The sequence below is a fragment of the Nocardia sp. NPDC055050 genome (genome assembly GCF_053608345.1).
Genome location: NZ_JBSGVG010000003.1, coordinates 203,365 through 220,414 on the forward strand (window position 1 = coordinate 203,365; position 17,050 = coordinate 220,414).

The 17,050-nt window shown below is 67.3% G+C and carries 16 protein-coding genes; 4 read left to right on the forward strand and 12 right to left on the reverse strand.

What is annotated here, in order from left to right; genetic code table 11:
• From ACWGCN_RS05505 to ACWGCN_RS05535, 7 genes are all read right to left on the reverse strand, one after another.
• Positions 1–1,239, reverse strand: a complete 1,239-nt coding sequence (locus ACWGCN_RS05505; protein WP_387444920.1) for an MFS transporter — start codon at positions 1,237–1,239, stop codon at positions 1–3.
• A gap of 94 nt (positions 1,240–1,333) precedes the next feature.
• Positions 1,334–1,621, reverse strand: coding sequence for a hypothetical protein (locus ACWGCN_RS05510; RefSeq protein WP_378990031.1), 288 nt, complete (start codon positions 1,619–1,621; stop codon positions 1,334–1,336).
• 24 nt (positions 1,622–1,645) lie between these two features.
• Positions 1,646–1,948 carry a hypothetical protein gene (locus tag ACWGCN_RS05515; protein WP_378990032.1) on the reverse strand — a complete coding sequence of 101 codons (303 nt, stop codon included), beginning with the start codon at positions 1,946–1,948 and terminating at the stop codon, positions 1,646–1,648.
• Between the two features lie 52 nt (positions 1,949–2,000).
• Positions 2,001–2,561 carry a DUF4334 domain-containing protein gene (locus ACWGCN_RS05520; RefSeq protein WP_452458869.1) on the reverse strand — a complete coding sequence of 187 codons (561 nt, stop codon included), beginning with the start codon at positions 2,559–2,561 and terminating at the stop codon, positions 2,001–2,003.
• A 15-nt stretch (positions 2,562–2,576) separates the two neighbouring features.
• A complete protein-coding gene (locus tag ACWGCN_RS05525; RefSeq protein WP_378990034.1) occupies positions 2,577–4,241 on the reverse strand; it encodes a GMC oxidoreductase in 1,665 nt (554 codons plus the stop codon).
• A complete protein-coding gene (locus ACWGCN_RS05530; RefSeq protein WP_452458870.1) occupies positions 4,238–5,686 on the reverse strand; it encodes a flavin-containing monooxygenase in 1,449 nt (482 codons plus the stop codon). Before ACWGCN_RS05530 ends, ACWGCN_RS05525 begins: the two co-directional genes overlap by 4 nt.
• On the reverse strand, positions 5,683–6,477 hold the full coding sequence (locus tag ACWGCN_RS05535) for an alpha/beta fold hydrolase (RefSeq protein WP_452458871.1): 795 nt from the start codon (positions 6,475–6,477) through the stop codon (positions 5,683–5,685). The genes ACWGCN_RS05530 and ACWGCN_RS05535 overlap by 4 nt, the downstream gene beginning before the upstream one ends.
• Positions 6,478–6,615: 138 nt before the next feature.
• On the opposite strand from ACWGCN_RS05535, the gene ACWGCN_RS05540 reads away from it, so the two are divergent.
• Entirely contained in the window at positions 6,616–7,275 is a 660-nt protein-coding gene (locus tag ACWGCN_RS05540) for a TetR/AcrR family transcriptional regulator (protein WP_378990037.1), read from the forward strand.
• A gap of 40 nt (positions 7,276–7,315) precedes the next feature.
• Here ACWGCN_RS05540 and ACWGCN_RS05545 read toward each other — a convergent pair whose 3' ends face one another.
• From ACWGCN_RS05545 to ACWGCN_RS05555, 3 genes are read right to left on the reverse strand one after another with little or no spacing between them, the layout of a single operon-like run.
• Positions 7,316–7,942 carry a TetR/AcrR family transcriptional regulator gene (locus ACWGCN_RS05545; RefSeq protein ID WP_452458872.1) on the reverse strand — a complete coding sequence of 209 codons (627 nt, stop codon included), beginning with the start codon at positions 7,940–7,942 and terminating at the stop codon, positions 7,316–7,318.
• 25 nt (positions 7,943–7,967) lie between these two features.
• Positions 7,968–9,056: an NAD(P)-dependent alcohol dehydrogenase gene (locus ACWGCN_RS05550; RefSeq protein ID WP_452458873.1), complete on the reverse strand. Its 1,089-nt coding sequence runs from the start codon at positions 9,054–9,056 to the stop codon at positions 7,968–7,970.
• Positions 9,056–9,526 (reverse strand): DUF4334 domain-containing protein, encoded by a 471-nt coding sequence (locus tag ACWGCN_RS05555; RefSeq protein ID WP_378990041.1) that lies wholly within the window; start codon positions 9,524–9,526, stop codon positions 9,056–9,058. Before ACWGCN_RS05555 ends, ACWGCN_RS05550 begins: the two co-directional genes overlap by 1 nt.
• 92 nt (positions 9,527–9,618) lie before the next feature.
• On the opposite strand from ACWGCN_RS05555, the gene ACWGCN_RS05560 reads away from it, so the two are divergent.
• On the forward strand, positions 9,619–10,176 hold the full coding sequence (locus tag ACWGCN_RS05560) for a TetR family transcriptional regulator (protein WP_378990043.1): 558 nt from the start codon (positions 9,619–9,621) through the stop codon (positions 10,174–10,176).
• A gap of 306 nt (positions 10,177–10,482) precedes the next feature.
• Positions 10,483–11,157, forward strand: a complete 675-nt coding sequence (locus tag ACWGCN_RS05565; RefSeq protein WP_387444907.1) for a GDSL-type esterase/lipase family protein — start codon at positions 10,483–10,485, stop codon at positions 11,155–11,157.
• On the opposite strand, the gene car is transcribed toward ACWGCN_RS05565, so the two are convergent.
• Complete coding sequence (gene car / locus ACWGCN_RS05570; RefSeq protein WP_452458874.1) at positions 11,095–14,550, reverse strand: carboxylic acid reductase; 3,456 nt, start codon at positions 14,548–14,550, stop codon at positions 11,095–11,097. The two genes, ACWGCN_RS05565 and car, sit on opposite strands and share 63 nt — an antisense overlap.
• Positions 14,547–16,046: a carboxylesterase/lipase family protein gene (locus tag ACWGCN_RS05575; protein WP_378990046.1), complete on the reverse strand. Its 1,500-nt coding sequence runs from the start codon at positions 16,044–16,046 to the stop codon at positions 14,547–14,549. Before ACWGCN_RS05575 ends, car begins: the two co-directional genes overlap by 4 nt.
• Positions 16,047–16,141: 95 nt before the next feature.
• Here ACWGCN_RS05575 and ACWGCN_RS05580 point away from each other — a divergent pair, with 95 nt between their 5' ends.
• Positions 16,142–16,885 (forward strand): uracil-DNA glycosylase, encoded by a 744-nt coding sequence (locus tag ACWGCN_RS05580; RefSeq protein WP_379313785.1) that lies wholly within the window; start codon positions 16,142–16,144, stop codon positions 16,883–16,885.
• The last annotated feature ends 165 nt before the right edge of the window (positions 16,886–17,050 follow it).

Consider the following 17,050-nt stretch of genomic DNA (forward strand, 5'->3'; position numbering starts at 1 on the left):
TCAGGTCTCGACCCGCACGACCTCGTCGCGAACCGCAGGCCGACGAGTGGCCCACGCCAATGCGGGCACGATCAGCAGCGCGATCCCCGCACCGAGGAACGCCAGACCCGGGTAGTCGGCGAATGCCACGACGACCCCGGATCCCAGCCCGCCCCCAGCGCCCGCGACAGCGATGCCCACATCGACGGTGCCCTGCGTCCGAGCCCGGGTGGCGACCGGCGTCGCATCCGCGATCATCGTCGTCCCCGCGACCAGTCCCAGATTCCAGCCCACCCCGAGCAGTCCGAGCGCCACCGCCAGCGCCGCGACCGAACTCGGCGGTGCGAGCGCAGCCGCCGTGGCAGCCGCGACCAAGGTGGCCGCGGCCGCCACAGCGACCAGCCCCGGCCCGAACCGATCCACGAGCATCCCCGACAGCAACGACGGCAGATACATCCCCGCGACGTGCACCGCGATCACGAATCCGGCCGCGCCCACCCCGTGCCCGTGATGCTGCATATGGACCGGCGTCATCGTCATGACCGCGGCCATCACCAACTGCGTCACCACCATCACCGTCGTCCCGGCCACGATCGGCGCCGACCACCGTGTCGGAGCTTGCGTCACGACCACCTCGCCGGGCGGTTCGGCAATCGCGCGGGCAAGCACAAGCGGGTCCGGCCGCAACATCACCCACAGCACAACAGCCGCCAGCACATACGCCACCCCGGACAGCACGAACGGGCCGGACAGCGCCGGAATGCCCCAGCTCACAGCCATATTCGACATCGGCGTCGTCAGATTCGGCCCGACAACCGCACCGACCGTCGTCGCCACCAGCACCGTGCTGATCGCGCGCGCCCGATGCGCGGGCTGCGCCAGATCGGCGCCGGCGTATCGCGCTTGCAGACTCGTCGCGGTCCCCGCCCCGTACACGATCAGCGACACGAACAGCAGCGCCAAGCTCCCGGTCACCGCGGCCGCCACCACCCCGAAACTCCCCAGCGCACCGGTCAGATAGCCCAGGGTGAGGCCTGCCCGTCGACCCGCCCGCTGCGAAATCCGACCCACTCCGACCGCCGCCGCGGCCGACCCGACCGTGAACATCGCTGCGGGCAACCCCGCCAGCCCGGTCGATCCGAGCATGTCCTGCGCCAGCAACGCGCCGACGGTGATGCCGGCGGCAAGCCCCGCGCCACTGAAAATCTGCGCCGCGACCAACACGGCCAGCGTGCGCCGTTGCGCGGGATGCTCGCTCATGGCGTCATCATCGCGGCAGAGATGGACGCCGGTCCAGTCGTTAGGCGCAGAAAGGTCCAGTGACGACGAACCGGCCTCATCGAGCGGCGTGAAGCTAGCGCAAGTACGGGCCCAGCTTGATATTCACCTCGGACCCGGCATCCTCGATCGAGGTGATCGGCCACACCCGGCCGGGCTGCACCGTGCCCGCGGCCGTGGCATAACCGACCACGTCGAGTGCCGCGACCCCGTCATCGTCCTGCAGAATGCCGGCCTCGGTGCGCACCCCATCGGAGAACACCACATCGAACTCGTCGGCCATACGATCGGCGCGCACCACCACACCGGGGAACAGATGCGAATAGTCGACGATGATCCGTCCCGGCTCAGCGCGTTCGTTCATCGACGTCCTTTCCGAGTTCTGACCTCAGTGACCACACGGATCGGTGAGGTGCAGCCCCTCGCTGACCTTGATCCGGCGATGCTCGGCGAGCACGATCCCGACCCCGAACAGCAGACACACACCGCTGAGGATTCCGGCGATCACCGCCCATCCGACGAACCCGGAACCGGCGGCCGTCAAGGTGGCCGCGAGCATCACGATGCCGACTCCGACGAGGAACAGCCCCGGCCAATTGAGCGAGTCCTGAATCGACTCACCCGCGTGTGAGCGCGTCGTGCGCTCGGTGTCGGGAAACTTGTGTTGATGGGGATCGATGTAGTCAGTCATGGCACGGCCTCCTTCCGACGAGAGCTCTCCGTTTTCGGCGCGTACCCCCGATTCAATCTGGCAAACGGGCAGAATCACTCGAGTTTTCCCGGACGAGCACGAAGAAGTACGGCTCGGGGAAATTGCGGTAGTCCATCAGGCCCAGCACGGTGTCGTCGTCGATCCGGCGGAACACATCGATGATCGGCAGATGGTCGTAGACCATCGCCGTGGTGACCACCCCGCGGTGCTCGACCGCCCGCAACCGAGCCCGATAACCACGGGCGCGCAACGCAGGTTTCAGCACCCCGAGCAGCCCCCGACCCCGGTCCACGACCTTGCTCGGCACCTTCCCGACCAGGCCCAACGGCACCCGTTGCGGATCGACGGCGAAAATATCGCCCGCCGGACCGCGAAACAGCAGCGGATGCACACTCTCGAGACCGTCGAACTGCTTGCCATACCACCCCGACGCGACGAGCAAGCCGTCCATCGGGTGCCCGGTGCCCAGCTCGCGACCACTCCATCGGCCGCTGAGCTGGGTCACCGGCACCGGCGCGAGACTGTCGAACAGGTCCAGCGCGTCCTGTCGGGAACAGGCGGGTTCGAGCGCGGTAAGTCGGTCGATCGTCATGAAGATCCTCTCGCCTCAGGCGGGCAGTCGCAGCGCACCGGGCGCGGAAGCGGGCACAGCGGGCTGTTCGGGTGCTACCGGACTGATCCGCTGGTAGGCGGCCCCGAGATCCGGACGCGGATCCGGCTCACCCTTGTTCGGCCAGAACGCCATCGCACGCTCGGCCTGCGCGGTGATGGTCAGCGACGGGTTGACCCCGAGATTGGCGGTGATCGCGCTGCCGTCGGCGATGTGCAGACCGGGATAGCCATAAACCCGCTGATACGGGTCGATCACGCCGGTCTCACGGGAGTCACCGATCGTGCAGCCACCGATATAGTGCGCGGTCGCGGGGATATTGAAGATATCGGTGGCGATATTGCCGGTGATGCCGTCGGACTCGGCGGCGTATCGGCGGGCGATGTCGTGCGCCATCGGAATCCACTCCGGGTTCGGCTCTCCGCTGCCCTGCTTGGTCACCAACCGCTTGCCCTTCAGGTAGGAGGTCAGCGAATTGTCCAGCGACTGCATCACCAGCAGGATCACCGACCGCTCCGAAGCACCGTGAGCGTTCTGCGAACGCAGGAACTGCACCGGATGCAACACCATCGACAGCAACAACCGCAGGAACCGGAAAGCGCCACCGTCGATCATCGGCACGGTCTGCAAGAACAGCGCGTTCTGTCCCTTGCCGTAGGTGCACACCTCCACATGCGTCTGCGGTTCCGGGTGAATGGAGGAGGTGATCGCCACGCCCTGGGCGAAATCACGCCGGGACTTACTGGTGACCCCGATGATCGCCTCGGAATTACTGCGGGTCAGCTCGCCGACCCGCGAGGACAACTCCGGCAACGTGCCGTCGCTGCGCAACGTGTGCAGCAACTTCTGGGTGCCCAGCGCCGCCGCCGCGAACACCACCTGCTGGGCGGTGAACGTGCGACGCTGCTTGCGCACCCAACCGTTGGACTGCACCGTTTCGACGCGATAACCGCCCGCACCGTCGGGTGCCACCGACGTCACCGTCGTCAACGGATGCACCTGCGCGCCGTTGCTCTCGGCCAGGTGCAGGTAATTGAGCGTGGTGGTGTTCTTGGCATTGTGCTTGCAACCGGTGAAGCACTCCGAGCAGTGGATACAGCCCGCCCGGCGCGGACCCGCACCACCGAAGTACGGGTCATCGACCTCGACACCTTCAGAACCCTCGTTGAAGAACACACCCACATGGGTGCGATGGAAGGTATCGGCGACCTTCAGATCCCGCGCGACCTGCAACAGCACGTCGTCCTTCGGACCGACCCGCGGATTCTCGACCACGCCCAGCATCCGCGAGGCCTGGTCGTAGTACGGCGCGAGCTCGGACTTCCAGTCGGTGATGTGCGCCCACGCACGATCGCGATAGAACTCCGGCAGCGGTTCGTAGAGCGTATTGCCGTAGATCAGCGACCCGCCGCCCACGCCCGAACCGCTGAAGACCAAGCATTTGCCCAGCGCGCTGATCCGCTGCGGCCCTGTCAGGCCGAGGCGCGGCGCCCAGATGGCCTTGGGAATGTTCCAGTTCGTCTTCGGAAAGTCCTCGGCATCCCAGCGCCTGCCGGATTCCAGAACTCCCACCCGGTAACCCTTTTCGGTCAGCCGCAGCGCTGTGACGCTGCCACCGAAGCCGGAACCGACGACGATCACGTCGTAGTCGTAGTCACTCATCGCGACACCACCTCATAGTCGGCGGGATCGAACCGCGCCTGTTTCTTGTATTGGATTCCCAGTAGTGGCCAGTTGGTCGTGATCCGGCCGTCGGCCTGGCGGTACCACGACGAGCAGCGACTCCACACGCTGCCGCCGAGCTGCGCCTGGATCCGCTCGTCATAAGCCTGCTCCACCTCCGGACGCACCGTCAGCGCGCGACCGGACGCCGCGAGATGGGCGACATAGTCGCCGAGGTACTTCGCCTGCGCCTCGAGGAAGTAGATGATCGAGCCGCCACCGGTATTGGTGTTGGGCCCGTACATGATGAACAGGTTCGGAAACCGCGGCACGGTCATGCCGTAGTAGGCGTGCGCGCCGCTGTCCCACTCCTGCGTCAGCTCCCGGCCCTGCGCGCCCGTGATCGTCATCGGCGCCAGGAACTCGGTGCTGGTGAAGCCGGTCCCCCAGATGATCACATCCACCTCGTGATCCCGCCCGTCCGCGGTGCGCACACCCGAGGGTGTGATCTCGGCGATCCGCTCGGTGGTCACCTCCACATTCGGTTCGGTGAGCGCCGGAAGATAGTTGTCGGAGAACAGAATTCGCTTACATCCGACCGGATAGTCCGGCCACACCTTCTCGAACAGGCCCGGCTTGACCTTGGTCTGCCTGCGCATGTGCCACTTCGACACCGCCTTGATCGCGGCGGACAACGCTTTGGAGTACACCCAGGCGACGCTGAGTCCTTCGACGACGCCGTACCAGGTGCCACGTTCGGCGAGCTCGGTCACCGGCAACTTCTCGAACACCCGATGATGGCGCGTCGAGAACTCGCGATCGGGGCGCGGGATGATGTAGGGCGCGGTTCGCTGGAACAGCGTCAGCTTCTCGACCTGCCGCTGGACCTCGGGAACGAACTGGATCGCACTCGCCCCGGTACCGATCACGGCGACGCGCTTACCCGTCAGATCCACGTCGTGATCCCACTCGGCGGAATGGAAACTGGTGCCACCGAAGCTGTCACGGCCCTCGATGGCAGGTACCGAAGGCCGGGAGAGCTGGCCCACGGCCGACACCAGCACATCGACTACCACGGTCTCTCCGCCGCCGAGCCGGACCGTCCACTTCCCGGTCGCGTCGTCGAACGCCGCACCGAGCACTTCGGTGCCGAACCGGATATGGCGGCGCACATCGTATTTCTCGGCGACGTGCCGGATGTAGTCGAGGATCGCCGGTTGCCGCGAGAATCGGTGCGGCCACCGTGGATTCGGCTCGAAGGAGTACGAGTAGAACGGGGACGGCACATCGCAGGCCGCACCGGGGTAGGTGTTCTCCCGCCAGACGCCGCCGACATCGTCGGCCTTCTCGAACACGACGATGTCGTCGAAGCCGCGCTTCTTCAGTGCGATGACAGCTGCCAGGCCACCGAACCCGCTACCGATCACTGCGATGGACGGGGTCATGAGGTCCCTTCGAGAACGAGGCGAGCACAGGTTTCGGGGTCGTCGCTGAACGGGAGGTGCCCGCAGCCGGGAAGGTCGACGTGCTGCGCGAACGGCAACACCACCCGCGCGCGGGCGCTCTGGGTGCGGTGTACGAGCACGATGTCGCGGGTGCCCCACGCGATCGTCACCGGGATCTCGCCCAGCGAGCCACGGTCGTCGCCGGGGTCGAGCACATAGTTGCCGAAGTCGTCGCGAGCGGCGGCGAAGGACGTGGCCCCCGCCAGCCCGGCCAAATCGGTGCGAGCGGCATCGGGATCGACGCGAACCGGGCGGCCGAACATGGACGAGAGCAGGACCACGCGGCCGGCGGGATGCTCGACCAGCCGGTCCAGTGCCGGTCCGGCGATCCGAGCGGCGCCACGCATGCTGGTGAGCAGGCCCTGCGTCCACCGCCGTCCCACCGGCCCGTAGAAGCCGACCGGGGAGAACGCGGTGACCCCGGACGCGACCCCGGCCCGGCCCAGTTCGAGGGCGATGCCACCGCCCATCGAACTTCCGACCACATGGGGGCGCCGAATGTCGTTGTCCGCCAACCACTGTGTGAGCCAGGTGGCGTAGCCACGCGGACCCGGTCGCACAGTGTCCAGCGCGGGTGAGTCACCGAAGCCCGGTAGATCGATCGCGATGACCTCGTGCTGCTCGGCGAGCAGATCGATGATCGGTGCGAAAACCTGCCAGCGGCTGCCGAGACCGTGCACCAGCACGATCGGCGTACCACTGCCCCGGCGGAGGTGAGAGATCTGCGTCATCGCAGCCCTTCGTCAATAAACAGTTACTGCGTACGGTTTCTTGATTGCACCAGCTCCATCGGCCGTCGTCAAGAGGTGACGGCCGACACTTTTCACTGAATCTACCGAATCTTGTCGGCAGCACGTACGATTTCTCAGGTGACCGTGCAACCTCCACGCCGCACCCAGGCCGAACGTCGGACATCCACCCGCGCCAGAATCCTGGCGTGCACCGCCGAATGCCTGCTCGAACGCGGCTACGCGGCAACCACCGTGAGCGCGGTCCAGGAACGCGCCGGACTCGCCCGCGGCACCGTCCAGCACCACTTCCCCACCAGAGCCGAACTGCTCATCGCCGCCACCACCCAGGTCGTCGACACCCGGCTCGAGAAATTCCGGCGCGAAGCCGAACTCCTCGCGCCCGGCCGCGACCGCCTGCAATCGGTCGTCGACCTCGCCTGGCGCGACCTCAACAGCCCCGCCTTCTTCACCGCACTCGACCTGTGGGTCGCCGCACGCACCGACACCGAACTCCGCGACCAGCTCGTCATCGAAGAACGTCGCGTATTCACCGAAATGCGCAGGCTCTACCTGGAAGTGCTCGGCGAACCGTACGCCTCGGATCCACGAGCCGAAGTCCTCGTCGAATTCACCATCGACCTGCTCACCGGGCTCTCGATGACCGCCATGCTCACCGGCACACTCGGCGAACGCGAGGCGGTACTGCGCCGATGGAAGCGCGCGCTCGCCGTACTCATCGGACAGCTACCCAGCGAGGAACTGCTCGACGGAAGTCCACTGCCGGCCGCGTTGCACTGACCGCGCTCGACGTCGCTCCCCAACCAGGGCGCGACAGGCCCTAGTCCGCCGTCGTCTCGACCCCGGACAACCCGTTCCAGCACAGCGAGACAACGGTATCGACCGCATCGCCCTTCGGAATCGGACGACCCGTGTCCAGCCACTGCCGCGCCGCGAGATGGCTGGCACCGACCACGCCGAACGCACACGCGTAGGCACGGACATCGTCCATCCCCGCCGCGCGCAGCTCAGCGCTCACCAGCACCGCGCACTCGCCCATGGCATTGCGCACCCGCCACCGCACACACGGCTCACTCGGCACCGGCGACTCGAAGACCAACGTGTGCCCGCCTGCGTCCTCGTCGACGAAGTCGAAATAGGCCAGCACCGCGCGACGCACCTTGTCCTCCTGACCGTTCGCGTCGGCCAGCGCATCGCGAATGCCGTCGACCATCCGGTCCAGATACCCCTGCAACACCGACAGATACAGATCGAGCTTGCTCGCGTAGTGCGTGTACAGCACCGGCTTGCTCATCCCGGCCCGAACGCCGATGTCGTCCATGCTCGCACCGTGATACCCGTGGGCCACGAAGACCGCACGCGCGGCGTTGAGCACCGTGAGCCGACGCTGGGTGCGGGCCGTCTCGGCGCTCTCGTCGGTCTGGATGTCATGGAAGAGAAGTGTCATGGCGCGTCCGGGGATTCGAGGGTGTTCACCATGTGAGCACCGGCTTGACCACAGTGCCCGCACGCTGATCGGCCAGCGCGGCGCCGACCTCGGCATGCGGATACCGGGCGATGAGTCGATCGGCCGGGAAACGACCGGCCGCGTACAGATCGAGCAGATGGGGAATGAAGGTGGCGGGCACGCTGTCGCCTTCGAGGCAGCCGCGAATCACCTTGCCGTGCAGCACGAGATCACCGACATCGATCGGCGGCGTACCGCGACCAAGACCCACCGCCACCACCGTCGCCCCCACCGCGAGCGCGGCGACGGCATCGGCGAGCACGGTGGCGATGCCGGTCGTGTCGAGCGCATGCGTCGCACCACCATCGGTGAGTTCCCGGATGCGCGCTGCCGTCGGCCCGTCGGCAGGATCCAGTGCGGCGTCAGCTCCCAGTTCAACGGCCAGTTCCCGCCGCGCAGCCGATGTTTCGACGACGACCACGCGCACGTCCGGAACTGTCCGGGCTGCGAGTAGACCCGCCATCCCGACCGCGCCCGCCCCGTACACGGCAACCCACGCACCCGGCTCCGGCCGCAAAGCGTTGAGCACCGCACCCGCACCGGTCTGGAAACCGCAGCCGAACGGCGCCGCCACGGCGAGGTCGATCGCGGGGTCGACCACGACCGTGTTGTCCTCGGTGCTCAGCGCGTAACCGGCGAAACTCGACTGACCGAAGAACCCGTCGAGAATCGGGGACCCGTCGACGAGTGCCCGGGGCGTGGCGTGCGCGCGTCGGCCGAACTGGTTGAGCGCGGTCGCCCGGTGGCAGTACGCAGGCCGGCCGGCCACACAGTTGCGACAGGCACCGCAGTGCCGAAAGGTCAGCACGACATGATCGCCGGGCCGCACTGTGCGCACATCGGAGCCGACCGCCGCGACGACACCCGCGCCCTCGTGGCCCAGCAGGATCGGCCGATCCGCGGCGCCCGCGCGACGGCTCACCAGGTCGGTGTGGCAGATACCGGCAGCGACGATCCGCACCAGGATCTCGCCCGCGCGCGGCTCGTCGACCTCGATCGGTTCGATCGAGAACTCCGCGCCCGGATCGCGCGACAGCACCGCCGTCGTGCGCATCAAGAGACCCGTTCCAGCAGGAAGTAGAAGTATTCGCCGTGCGCGAGAACCAGTTCGGGTCGCCCGTTCATGATGCCCATCAGTGTGGTGTCGTCGAGCCACTTGAAGTGGTCGAACACCGCGCGACCGTCGTAGACCATGGTCGCGGTGACCTCACCGCGGAACTCGATGTTCCACAGGGTCGCTTCGCCCTGTCCCAGTTCGACATTGGAGAACAGGGTCCCGTCCTCGGCCCGGCAGATCAGCGGCTTCGCGTCGTCGAGAGCGTGGAAGTTCTTTCCATACCAGCGGCTCGCGGGCAGTGCGCGGCACAGGGGGTGACCGGTCTGAAAGGCGTCACCGCGCCACTCGCCGAGGATGTCCTCGGCCCGCGCCGGGCGTAGCCGGGTCCACAGCTGATCCAGCTCGGCGGTCGTCACACCGTCCGACTGCTCCTTGAGCTGCTGCCACCGTGGTTTGTCCGCGCTCATCAAGCCCTCGTCTCACAGAGTTCAGAACCATTCGGTTCACAGTGGACCATAGTTCCGAACCAGATGGTTCGGCAAGAGGTAGGATTCGGCGCATGCGTGCGGCAGGTCAGGCAACCAGGGAGCGAATACTCACCGCGGCGAAAGCGGAGTTCGCCGAATTCGGCATCGCCGGCGCTCGGATCAACCGCATCGCGGACGTCGCCCACGCCAGCAAAGACCGGCTCTACGCCTACTTTCCCGGCAAAAACGAGCTCTACGCGGCCGTCACCGAACGCTGGACCACCGAAACCAGCAGCGAAGCGGCCATGTCCGCCGACGACCTACCGGCCTACGCCGGCCGACTGTTCGACCACTTCGTCGCCCACCCCGACAACGCCCGCCTACAAGCCTGGGCCGAACTCGAACCATCCGGCGACATGCCGCAAGCTCTGCGTCGCACCATCGACGCGAAGATCACCGAGCTCCGCCGCGGTCAGCACGAAGGCCTCGTCACCACCGATATCCCCGCCCCGATCATGCTTCGCATGCTCACCGATCTGACCCGCACCTCAGCCACCCATGCGAGAACGGGATCCACCGACGACGGTCGCCTGGCGGCGCAGCGCGCGGCGGTGGTGGCGGCCGTGGCGCGAATGGTCGCCCCGCCGTAGCAACCGGCACGCTCCCCCACTACGGCAGCCCCTGCCCCCTCCCCTCCTTGTGTTTTTGAAGGGTATTCAGGTGCATGGAGTCGACCATGATGGGTGACGAAATAACATGTTTAGATGCGCATATCGCAATATCGCGATTAATTATCTAGCCAGGAGACCCCTCGCAGAAGGTCGCCGGTAGCTCCACCTACGGCTGCCGTGATCGTCACCCGTTTCAAATACCCTCTGCCCCTTTGCTTGTGCGCTCCCCCGCTGCCGATCAGGCCATCCTCGAAGCCCACTCCCCCACCTCGTACAGTTGCCCGAATGAATGAGGATCTGCGCATCTGCTTCATCGGCGACTCCTTCGTCCAGGGAATCGGCGACCCGGAGTACCGCGGCTGGGTCGGCCGCGTACTCGCCGCGAGCGGGCCCGGTATCACCGCGTTCAACCTCGGCATCCGGCGCAATACCTCCGCTGATGTCCTGCGCCGCTGCTGGGGAGAGATCGAGCCGCGCGTCCTGCCCGGGGCCGACAATCGTCTGGTGATCTCGTTCGGCAGCAACGACGCGGTCGTGGAGGACGGCAACGTCCGGGTGGGCAGGGCACAATGCCTCGACAACCTCGCGACCCTGCTGACCGAAAGCAGGGAGCGTGCGATCCATCCGCTGGTAATCGGCCCACCACCTGTCATCGACGGCGGCGCGGAGCACCTGCGGCGCACCGCAGAGCTCGCCGACGACATGGCGGAGCTGTGCGAATCACGCAAGGTGCCGTTCGTCGCCACCACACAACACTTGGCCGACGACCCCGTCTGGACTCGCGAAGCCAGGGCGGGCGACGGTGCCCACCCCGGCAGCGGCGGCTACCAGCGCCTGGCCGAGCTCGTCCTCGACAGCCGCTGGCAGTCCTGGATCGCCCGGCCCACCCCGTACGGTCTACTCCAGCAGGCCGAGACCGGTCAGGTCGCGGACATATTTGGCGATGAGATCCGCCGGTAGGTGCGGAATGTCGTTGTCGGGACCGAGCTGCGCGGCACGGACGGCGGCACGGAATCCCTCGGCGGGAAGAGCCGAGCCGGGCAGCGGACGACCAGGCCGGCGATAGGCGTCGAGCAGCGGGAGCAGGGTGTGTTTGCGCTGAGATTCGGGGAGGGCCCGCAAGGCTGTTTCGAACCGGGCGAACCACTCGTCGTAGCTGTCGATGCGATCGATGTGGCAGTCCGCGTCGATCAGCCAGTCGACGAAGACGTCGAGGGAGATGCCGTCGTCGTGCGGATTCACCACGTCGTAGGTGCGGTAACCGCTCGTAGCAGCGGCGCCGAGTGCGGTGACGGCCGTGGCAACGAAGTCGGCTGGTAGTCCGTCGTAGTGGGCGCGCTGTCGTTGCCCGGCAGAATCGGTGCGGTAGAACGACATCGGCGCGAGACCGGTCACGAGCACGCTCAGCAAGAGCCGGGTGAAGACGTCGGGCACATTGAGCTGGCCACGGAAGTGACTGTGCGCCAGGATCATGTCCGAGCGGAACACCGCGACGGGCAGTCCGAACCGCTCAGCCGCCTCCCGCAGCAGCACCTCACCCGCCCACTTGCTGTTGCCGTAGCCGTTGGCATAGGAATCGTCCAGCCGGCGGACCTGGCTCATGGTTCGCACGTCACCGTCTTCAGCGAAGGACTCCCCCTGCGCCGCGACGGCCACCGTCGACAGGTAACTCACCGGCTTGCGCGTCGTTGTCAGCGCCAGCCGGATGATCTCGGCGGTGCCCACCACGTTCGGGCCGAACAGCTGCGCATACGGGAGCACATGGTTCACCAGTGCCGCGGAGTGCACGATCAGATCGACCTCGGCGGCCAACCGGTCCCATGTCGGCTGTGGCAGACCGAGATTCGGTTCGCCGATGTCGCCGGGCAACACTTCCAGCGTGTCCTTCGCGAGGAGCTGGAAATGGGTGTCGAGCTCGCTGTCACTGGTGAACGCCGCGTCGAGGCGCTCGCGAGCGGCGATCACATCGCCGCCGCGGACCACGCAGATCACCTTGCCGCCCCGAGGGGCGAGCCGTTCCAGCCAGGTCAGGAGGAGGAACCGGCCGAGATAGCCGTTGGCGCCGGTGATCAGCACCGTCCGCGCGGGTGCCGCGGCAGGCACCTGTGCCGTCGCGGTGACATCCAAGAACTTCTCGAGTGTCAGATCCGCAGCGCGAATCTCGGCCGCATCGATACCGTGTACCGCATCGGAATCGGTTCTGTGCGTGCCTGGTTCGCGTTCACGGCGCACGTAGTCGGCGATGCGCGCCAGGTCGCTGTCCGGCCCGAGCAGCACATTCACCGGCACATCCACCGCGAGCAATTCCCGCAGCAGAGACGAATACGACAGTGCTGCCAGCGAATCGCCGCCGAGATCACCGAATCGCGCATCGGGTCGCAGATCTGCCGAATCGCCGCCGAGCACCGCGCCGGCGGCGCGAACGACGGTCTCGTACACCGGTAGGCCGGGCGCATCGCGACGCAACCGCTGCAGTTCGTCTTCCTGACCCCGTGCCAGGTCCGCGTAGAGCTTCTCGAGACGCTCGCCGTACCGCTGTTTCAGCTTCGGGCGCAACAGTTTCCCGACTCCGGACAAGGTCCCGTCGGTCGATGAGAACGGCTCGGTCTCGATGATGAAGTCGCGCGGAATCTCGTACGGCTCGAGCCCAGCCGACACGGCGGCGCGGTGCAGCGACGAACTCACCGCGGCGCGCAACCCGTCGGCAGGTCCCGCGAACGCGGCGTCGGTGGGCACCACGACCGCCAGCAGATAGGACCGTTCGCTGCTGCCGTACACATAGATCTGGCGCACCAGATCGGCGCCCGCGAACACCGCTTCCAGCCGCGATACCGTCACGAACTCGCCCTGGGACAGCTTGAGGACATTGTTGCGGCGGTCGACGTAGGCCAGCCGGTCCGGCGCCAGCTCCGCGACCACGTCGCCGGTGCGGCAGAAGCCGTCGGCGTCGAAGACCTCGGCGGTCACCTCCGGGCGGCGGTAGTACCCGGCGATCATCGTGGTGGTCTTGAGCAGCAATTCCCCACGCGGATACGGCTTGTCGGTAGCGAAATAGCCGAGTTCGGGCACGTCGACGAGTTTGTAGTCCAGCACCGGCGGGCGCATCACCTTCGTATCGAAGATCACCCCACCGCCGGTCTCGGTGGAGCCGTACCCGTCGTGCAGGCGCAATTGCAGCACTGATTCGACGAAAGTGCGCAGCTCGGGGGCGATCGGCGCGCTGCCGCACAGCGCCGACATCAACCTGCCACCCAGGAACTGTTCACGCAGTTCGGTTCTCACCGTCTCGGTCGCCGCCTCGCCGCGTTCGGCGACCTCATGGCGGAAGCGCTGCATGATCATGTCGCACACCCGCGGCACCAGGAAGATCTCGGTAGGCCGCACGAGCGTGATGTCGGTGAACAACGTGGACAGGTCCGGCGCCGCCGCGAAGAACGCGGTGCCGCCACGGGCGAGCACGCTGTTGAGGGTGAGGCGGGCCGCGATATGGCTCATCGGCAGGAAGTTGACATTGATCGCGGCCAACGGCCGCGCGGGCTGCCAGCCGACCGCGACCAAGCGCTGGGTGTACATCGCGCCCTTGGGCGTACCGGTGCTGCCCGAGGTGTAGATCAGCAGGGCGAGGGGGTCTTCGCCGTCGGCGGGCACGCTCAGCGCAGCCGCATCGGCGAGCCGACCCTGTGCGACGATGTCGGCGAGCGTGCTCGGCACCAGGGCCGATCCCCCCGCACGCAGACGGGCACGGGCCGCGTCGAGCGCATCGCGGTGATCGTCGTCGTCGGCGTGATGGTCGAACACGATCAGCGAACGTGGTGTTGCGCCGGCGAGTATCGCGTCGACGGCGATGGCCAGGTGGGCAGTGTCGACCGCGAACACCGTCGGCTCGGTCTCGTCGAGGATCGAATACAACTGTTCGAGGCCCGCGCCCGCCTGCAACGGCACCGCGACCCCGCCGACATGGATCGTGGCCAGATCGAGCACGGTGTAGTCGGCGCTGGTGAACCCGAGCACCGCGATGAAATCCCCCGCGACGACACCGTCACTGTGCCAGGCGGCGGCGAGCGCGCGGGTGCGCTCCCACACCTGCCCGTAGGTCAGTACATCGAACTCCGGCAACAGCTTTCGAGTCCGCCGTCCGCCCGACTCGACCAATTCGGTCCGGCGCGAGCCGAGCGCCGGGCGCTCGGCGTAGGCGGTCATGACGGTCTCGACGATGCGCGCCGTCGCGAGCCCGGGGGTCGTCACGATGGCGTGTACGTCCTCGGCGGGACGCGCCGCACGGATCTGCCCGTCTTCGGCGTAGAGCGCCTTGATGCGATCGGCCGGCTGCCCCGCGGCGAGCTCGACGGTCATGCTTCGCACTTCCGGATGCCTTGCCACGCTTCGCGTCGCGCGGACTCGGGGTCGACCAGCACGCGCGGTGGATGGTCGATGATGGAGGTCGTCCGGCGTTCGGCGGTGTAGGGGCTCCAGGGCGGCAGCGGCCGGCCGGTGCGGGCGAAGCTGAGCCAGTTGTCCTGGATATGGTCCTGGACCGCCAGGAACGCCCGCCTGCCGCCCGCCGCTGTCATCGCGCGGCCGACCGGTCCGTCGACCCAGCCGAAAACAGGGACGAGTTCGAGCGCGTGGGTGGCGCCGAAACCCGCCAGATGCAGTGCGCGCGGGGCGTAGTCGTACCGGTAGGCGTAGGTGGGGGCATAGCGGCTGTGGCCTTCGAGGACGGCCAGCGTCGGACGCAGGAACAGGTGGTCCCCGCCGACGCGCACCGCGGTCCGCGCGGCCGGGTAGCCGGGGTATCGGCTGGTCACCGCTTGTTCGGCGCCCGGTTCGTAGCGTCCGAAGATGGTCGTCAGCTGCTCGGGGGTGTGCGGCACCGCCTTGGCGAAGCGCTGGAACAGCGTCGCCTCGTCGCGGTTGGTGCCGATGATCAACGGCACCGGATGCGCCCGGCCCGCCGCGATCGCGTCCACGGGCATTTCCGGCAGGAAGTCGCCGTCCGCGACCGGGGCGTAGGGAAAGCTGCCCGGATTCTCGTGCAGCGCCCGGCCCAGCGCGCGGTCACCCGCCCGGCCCAGTTCCTTCGCTGACACGGTGCTCAGGACGGTCGCGGCGTCGGCCGGTGCGGCGCCGAGCCGGTCCAGGCAACGGCGGGCGAAGGCGCGCGCCTCGTCCGGAGTCGAGGTCCAGTCTGCCGGGGCGCTCTGCGCGATCGCCCGATGGAACAGGCCGCGGGCGGCGGGGGTCGCCAGCAGGCTGACCACCGCGTGTGCACCCGCCGATTCACCGAAGATGGTGACGTTGTCCGGGTCACCGCCGAACGCGGCGATATTGCGGCGCACCCATTCGAGTGCCGCGACCTGATCGCGCAATCCGAGGTTCGACTCGAAAGGTCTCTCCGATGTGGAGAATTCGCTGAAATCGACATACCCGAGCGCACCGAGCCGGTAGTTCACCGACACCACGATCACGTCTCCCCGCGCGGCCAACCGTGCGCCGGAGTACATGCTCGATGTGCCGATCAGGTAGCCGCCACCGTGGAAGAACACCATGACCGGGCGCGGTGTCGACGAGGGCGTCACCGGAGCGGTCACATTGAGCGTCAGGCAATCCTCCCCGGTGGGTTGCCAGGTTCGCGGCCCCACGCGGGCACCGTTGGGGTTCTGCACCGCGGCGAAGCCGAACTCGGTCGCCGATCGCACCCCCGTCCACGGTCGAACGGGCTGGGGAGCACGCAACCGCAACGCTCCGATGGGTGGGGCCGCGTAGGGCAGGGCACGCCAGCGGGCGATTCGACGACCCGCACGACCGCGCACGACTCCGTCGGCGCTCACGATCTCGGTGGACAACATCCCCCGAATGTACCTGGTACCGACGGTACCGCGCAGATGGTTCCGTCGGCGAACTGTCTCGAAACCGCATCGGGGCCGCCGACTAGACTGGGCCGATGACCGGCGTGGATCCGGAAGCAGCCCCGGCAGCGGCGGCCCACACCCCCGATATCGCCGCGCTCGACCGCCTGGTTTCCACCTGTCGCGCCTGTCCCAGGCTTGTCGCCTGGCGCGAGGAGGTCGCCGTCGTCAAACGCGCGGCCTTCCGCCACGAACAGTATTGGGGTCGACCGGTACCGGGCTTCGGGCCCGCCGACGCGCGAATTCTCGTAGTCGGCCTCGCTCCCGCCGCCCACGGCGGCAATCGGACCGGGCGCATGTTCACCGGCGACCCCAGCGGCAACGTCCTGTTCGGCGCACTGCACGCGGTCGGTCTGGCCACCGGCGCGCACCCGGTCAGCCGCGACGACGGGATCGAACTGCTCGATACCCGGCTCACCGCACCGGTGCACTGCGCCCCGCCGGAGAACAAACCGACACCCGCAGAGCGGCAGCGCTGCGCGCCTTTCCTCAGCCGGGAACTGGAGCTGCTGCGCCCGACGCTGCGGGTGATCGTCGTTCTCGGCGCCTTCGGCTGGCAGGCTCTCTTTACCGTCCTGCTGGCAGGTGGCTGGAACGTGCCACGCCCACGTCCCCGTTTCACCCACGGCGCACAAGTCGTCATCACCCATCCCGACGGCCGATCGGTCACCGTGCTCGGCAGTTACCACGTGAGTCAGCGCAATACCGCTACCGGTCGGGTGACTCCCGCGATGATCGAGGACGTCCTGCTGCACGCGAAGACGATCGCCGAGTCCTGACCGGAATTCGCGACCTGGTCACCTAGGATCGAACAGTGCTGACTGTGTACACGATCGGCCATTCCACGCGGACCCGCGGACGAATTCATTGATATTCATCCATTTCCCCTCGACACCGTTCGGCACCAGTTCACTGCGATGGCAGGAGATCCGACGATGAGTTCG

Coding starts and splice junctions, on each gene's coding strand:
- ACWGCN_RS05505 (WP_387444920.1), bottom strand. CDS start 1,239: ATGAGCGAGCATCCCGCGCAACGGCGCACGCTGGCCGTGTTGGTCGCG.
- ACWGCN_RS05510 (WP_378990031.1), bottom strand. CDS start 1,621: ATGAACGAACGCGCTGAGCCGGGACGGATCATCGTCGACTATTCGCAT.
- ACWGCN_RS05515 (WP_378990032.1), bottom strand. CDS start 1,948: ATGACTGACTACATCGATCCCCATCAACACAAGTTTCCCGACACCGAG.
- ACWGCN_RS05520 (WP_452458869.1), bottom strand. CDS start 2,561: ATGACGATCGACCGACTTACCGCGCTCGAACCCGCCTGTTCCCGACAG.
- ACWGCN_RS05525 (WP_378990034.1), bottom strand. CDS start 4,241: ATGAGTGACTACGACTACGACGTGATCGTCGTCGGTTCCGGCTTCGGT.
- ACWGCN_RS05530 (WP_452458870.1), bottom strand. CDS start 5,686: ATGACCCCGTCCATCGCAGTGATCGGTAGCGGGTTCGGTGGCCTGGCA.
- ACWGCN_RS05535 (WP_452458871.1), bottom strand. CDS start 6,477: ATGACGCAGATCTCTCACCTCCGCCGGGGCAGTGGTACGCCGATCGTG.
- ACWGCN_RS05545 (WP_452458872.1), bottom strand. CDS start 7,942: ATGACACTTCTCTTCCATGACATCCAGACCGACGAGAGCGCCGAGACG.
- ACWGCN_RS05550 (WP_452458873.1), bottom strand. CDS start 9,056: ATGCGCACGACGGCGGTGCTGTCGCGCGATCCGGGCGCGGAGTTCTCG.
- ACWGCN_RS05555 (WP_378990041.1), bottom strand. CDS start 9,526: ATGAGCGCGGACAAACCACGGTGGCAGCAGCTCAAGGAGCAGTCGGAC.
- ACWGCN_RS05560 (WP_378990043.1), top strand. CDS start 9,619: ATGCGTGCGGCAGGTCAGGCAACCAGGGAGCGAATACTCACCGCGGCG.
- ACWGCN_RS05565 (WP_387444907.1), top strand. CDS start 10,483: ATGAATGAGGATCTGCGCATCTGCTTCATCGGCGACTCCTTCGTCCAG.
- car (WP_452458874.1), bottom strand. CDS start 14,550: ATGACCGTCGAGCTCGCCGCGGGGCAGCCGGCCGATCGCATCAAGGCG.
- ACWGCN_RS05575 (WP_378990046.1), bottom strand. CDS start 16,046: ATGTTGTCCACCGAGATCGTGAGCGCCGACGGAGTCGTGCGCGGTCGT.
- ACWGCN_RS05580 (WP_379313785.1), top strand. CDS start 16,142: ATGACCGGCGTGGATCCGGAAGCAGCCCCGGCAGCGGCGGCCCACACC.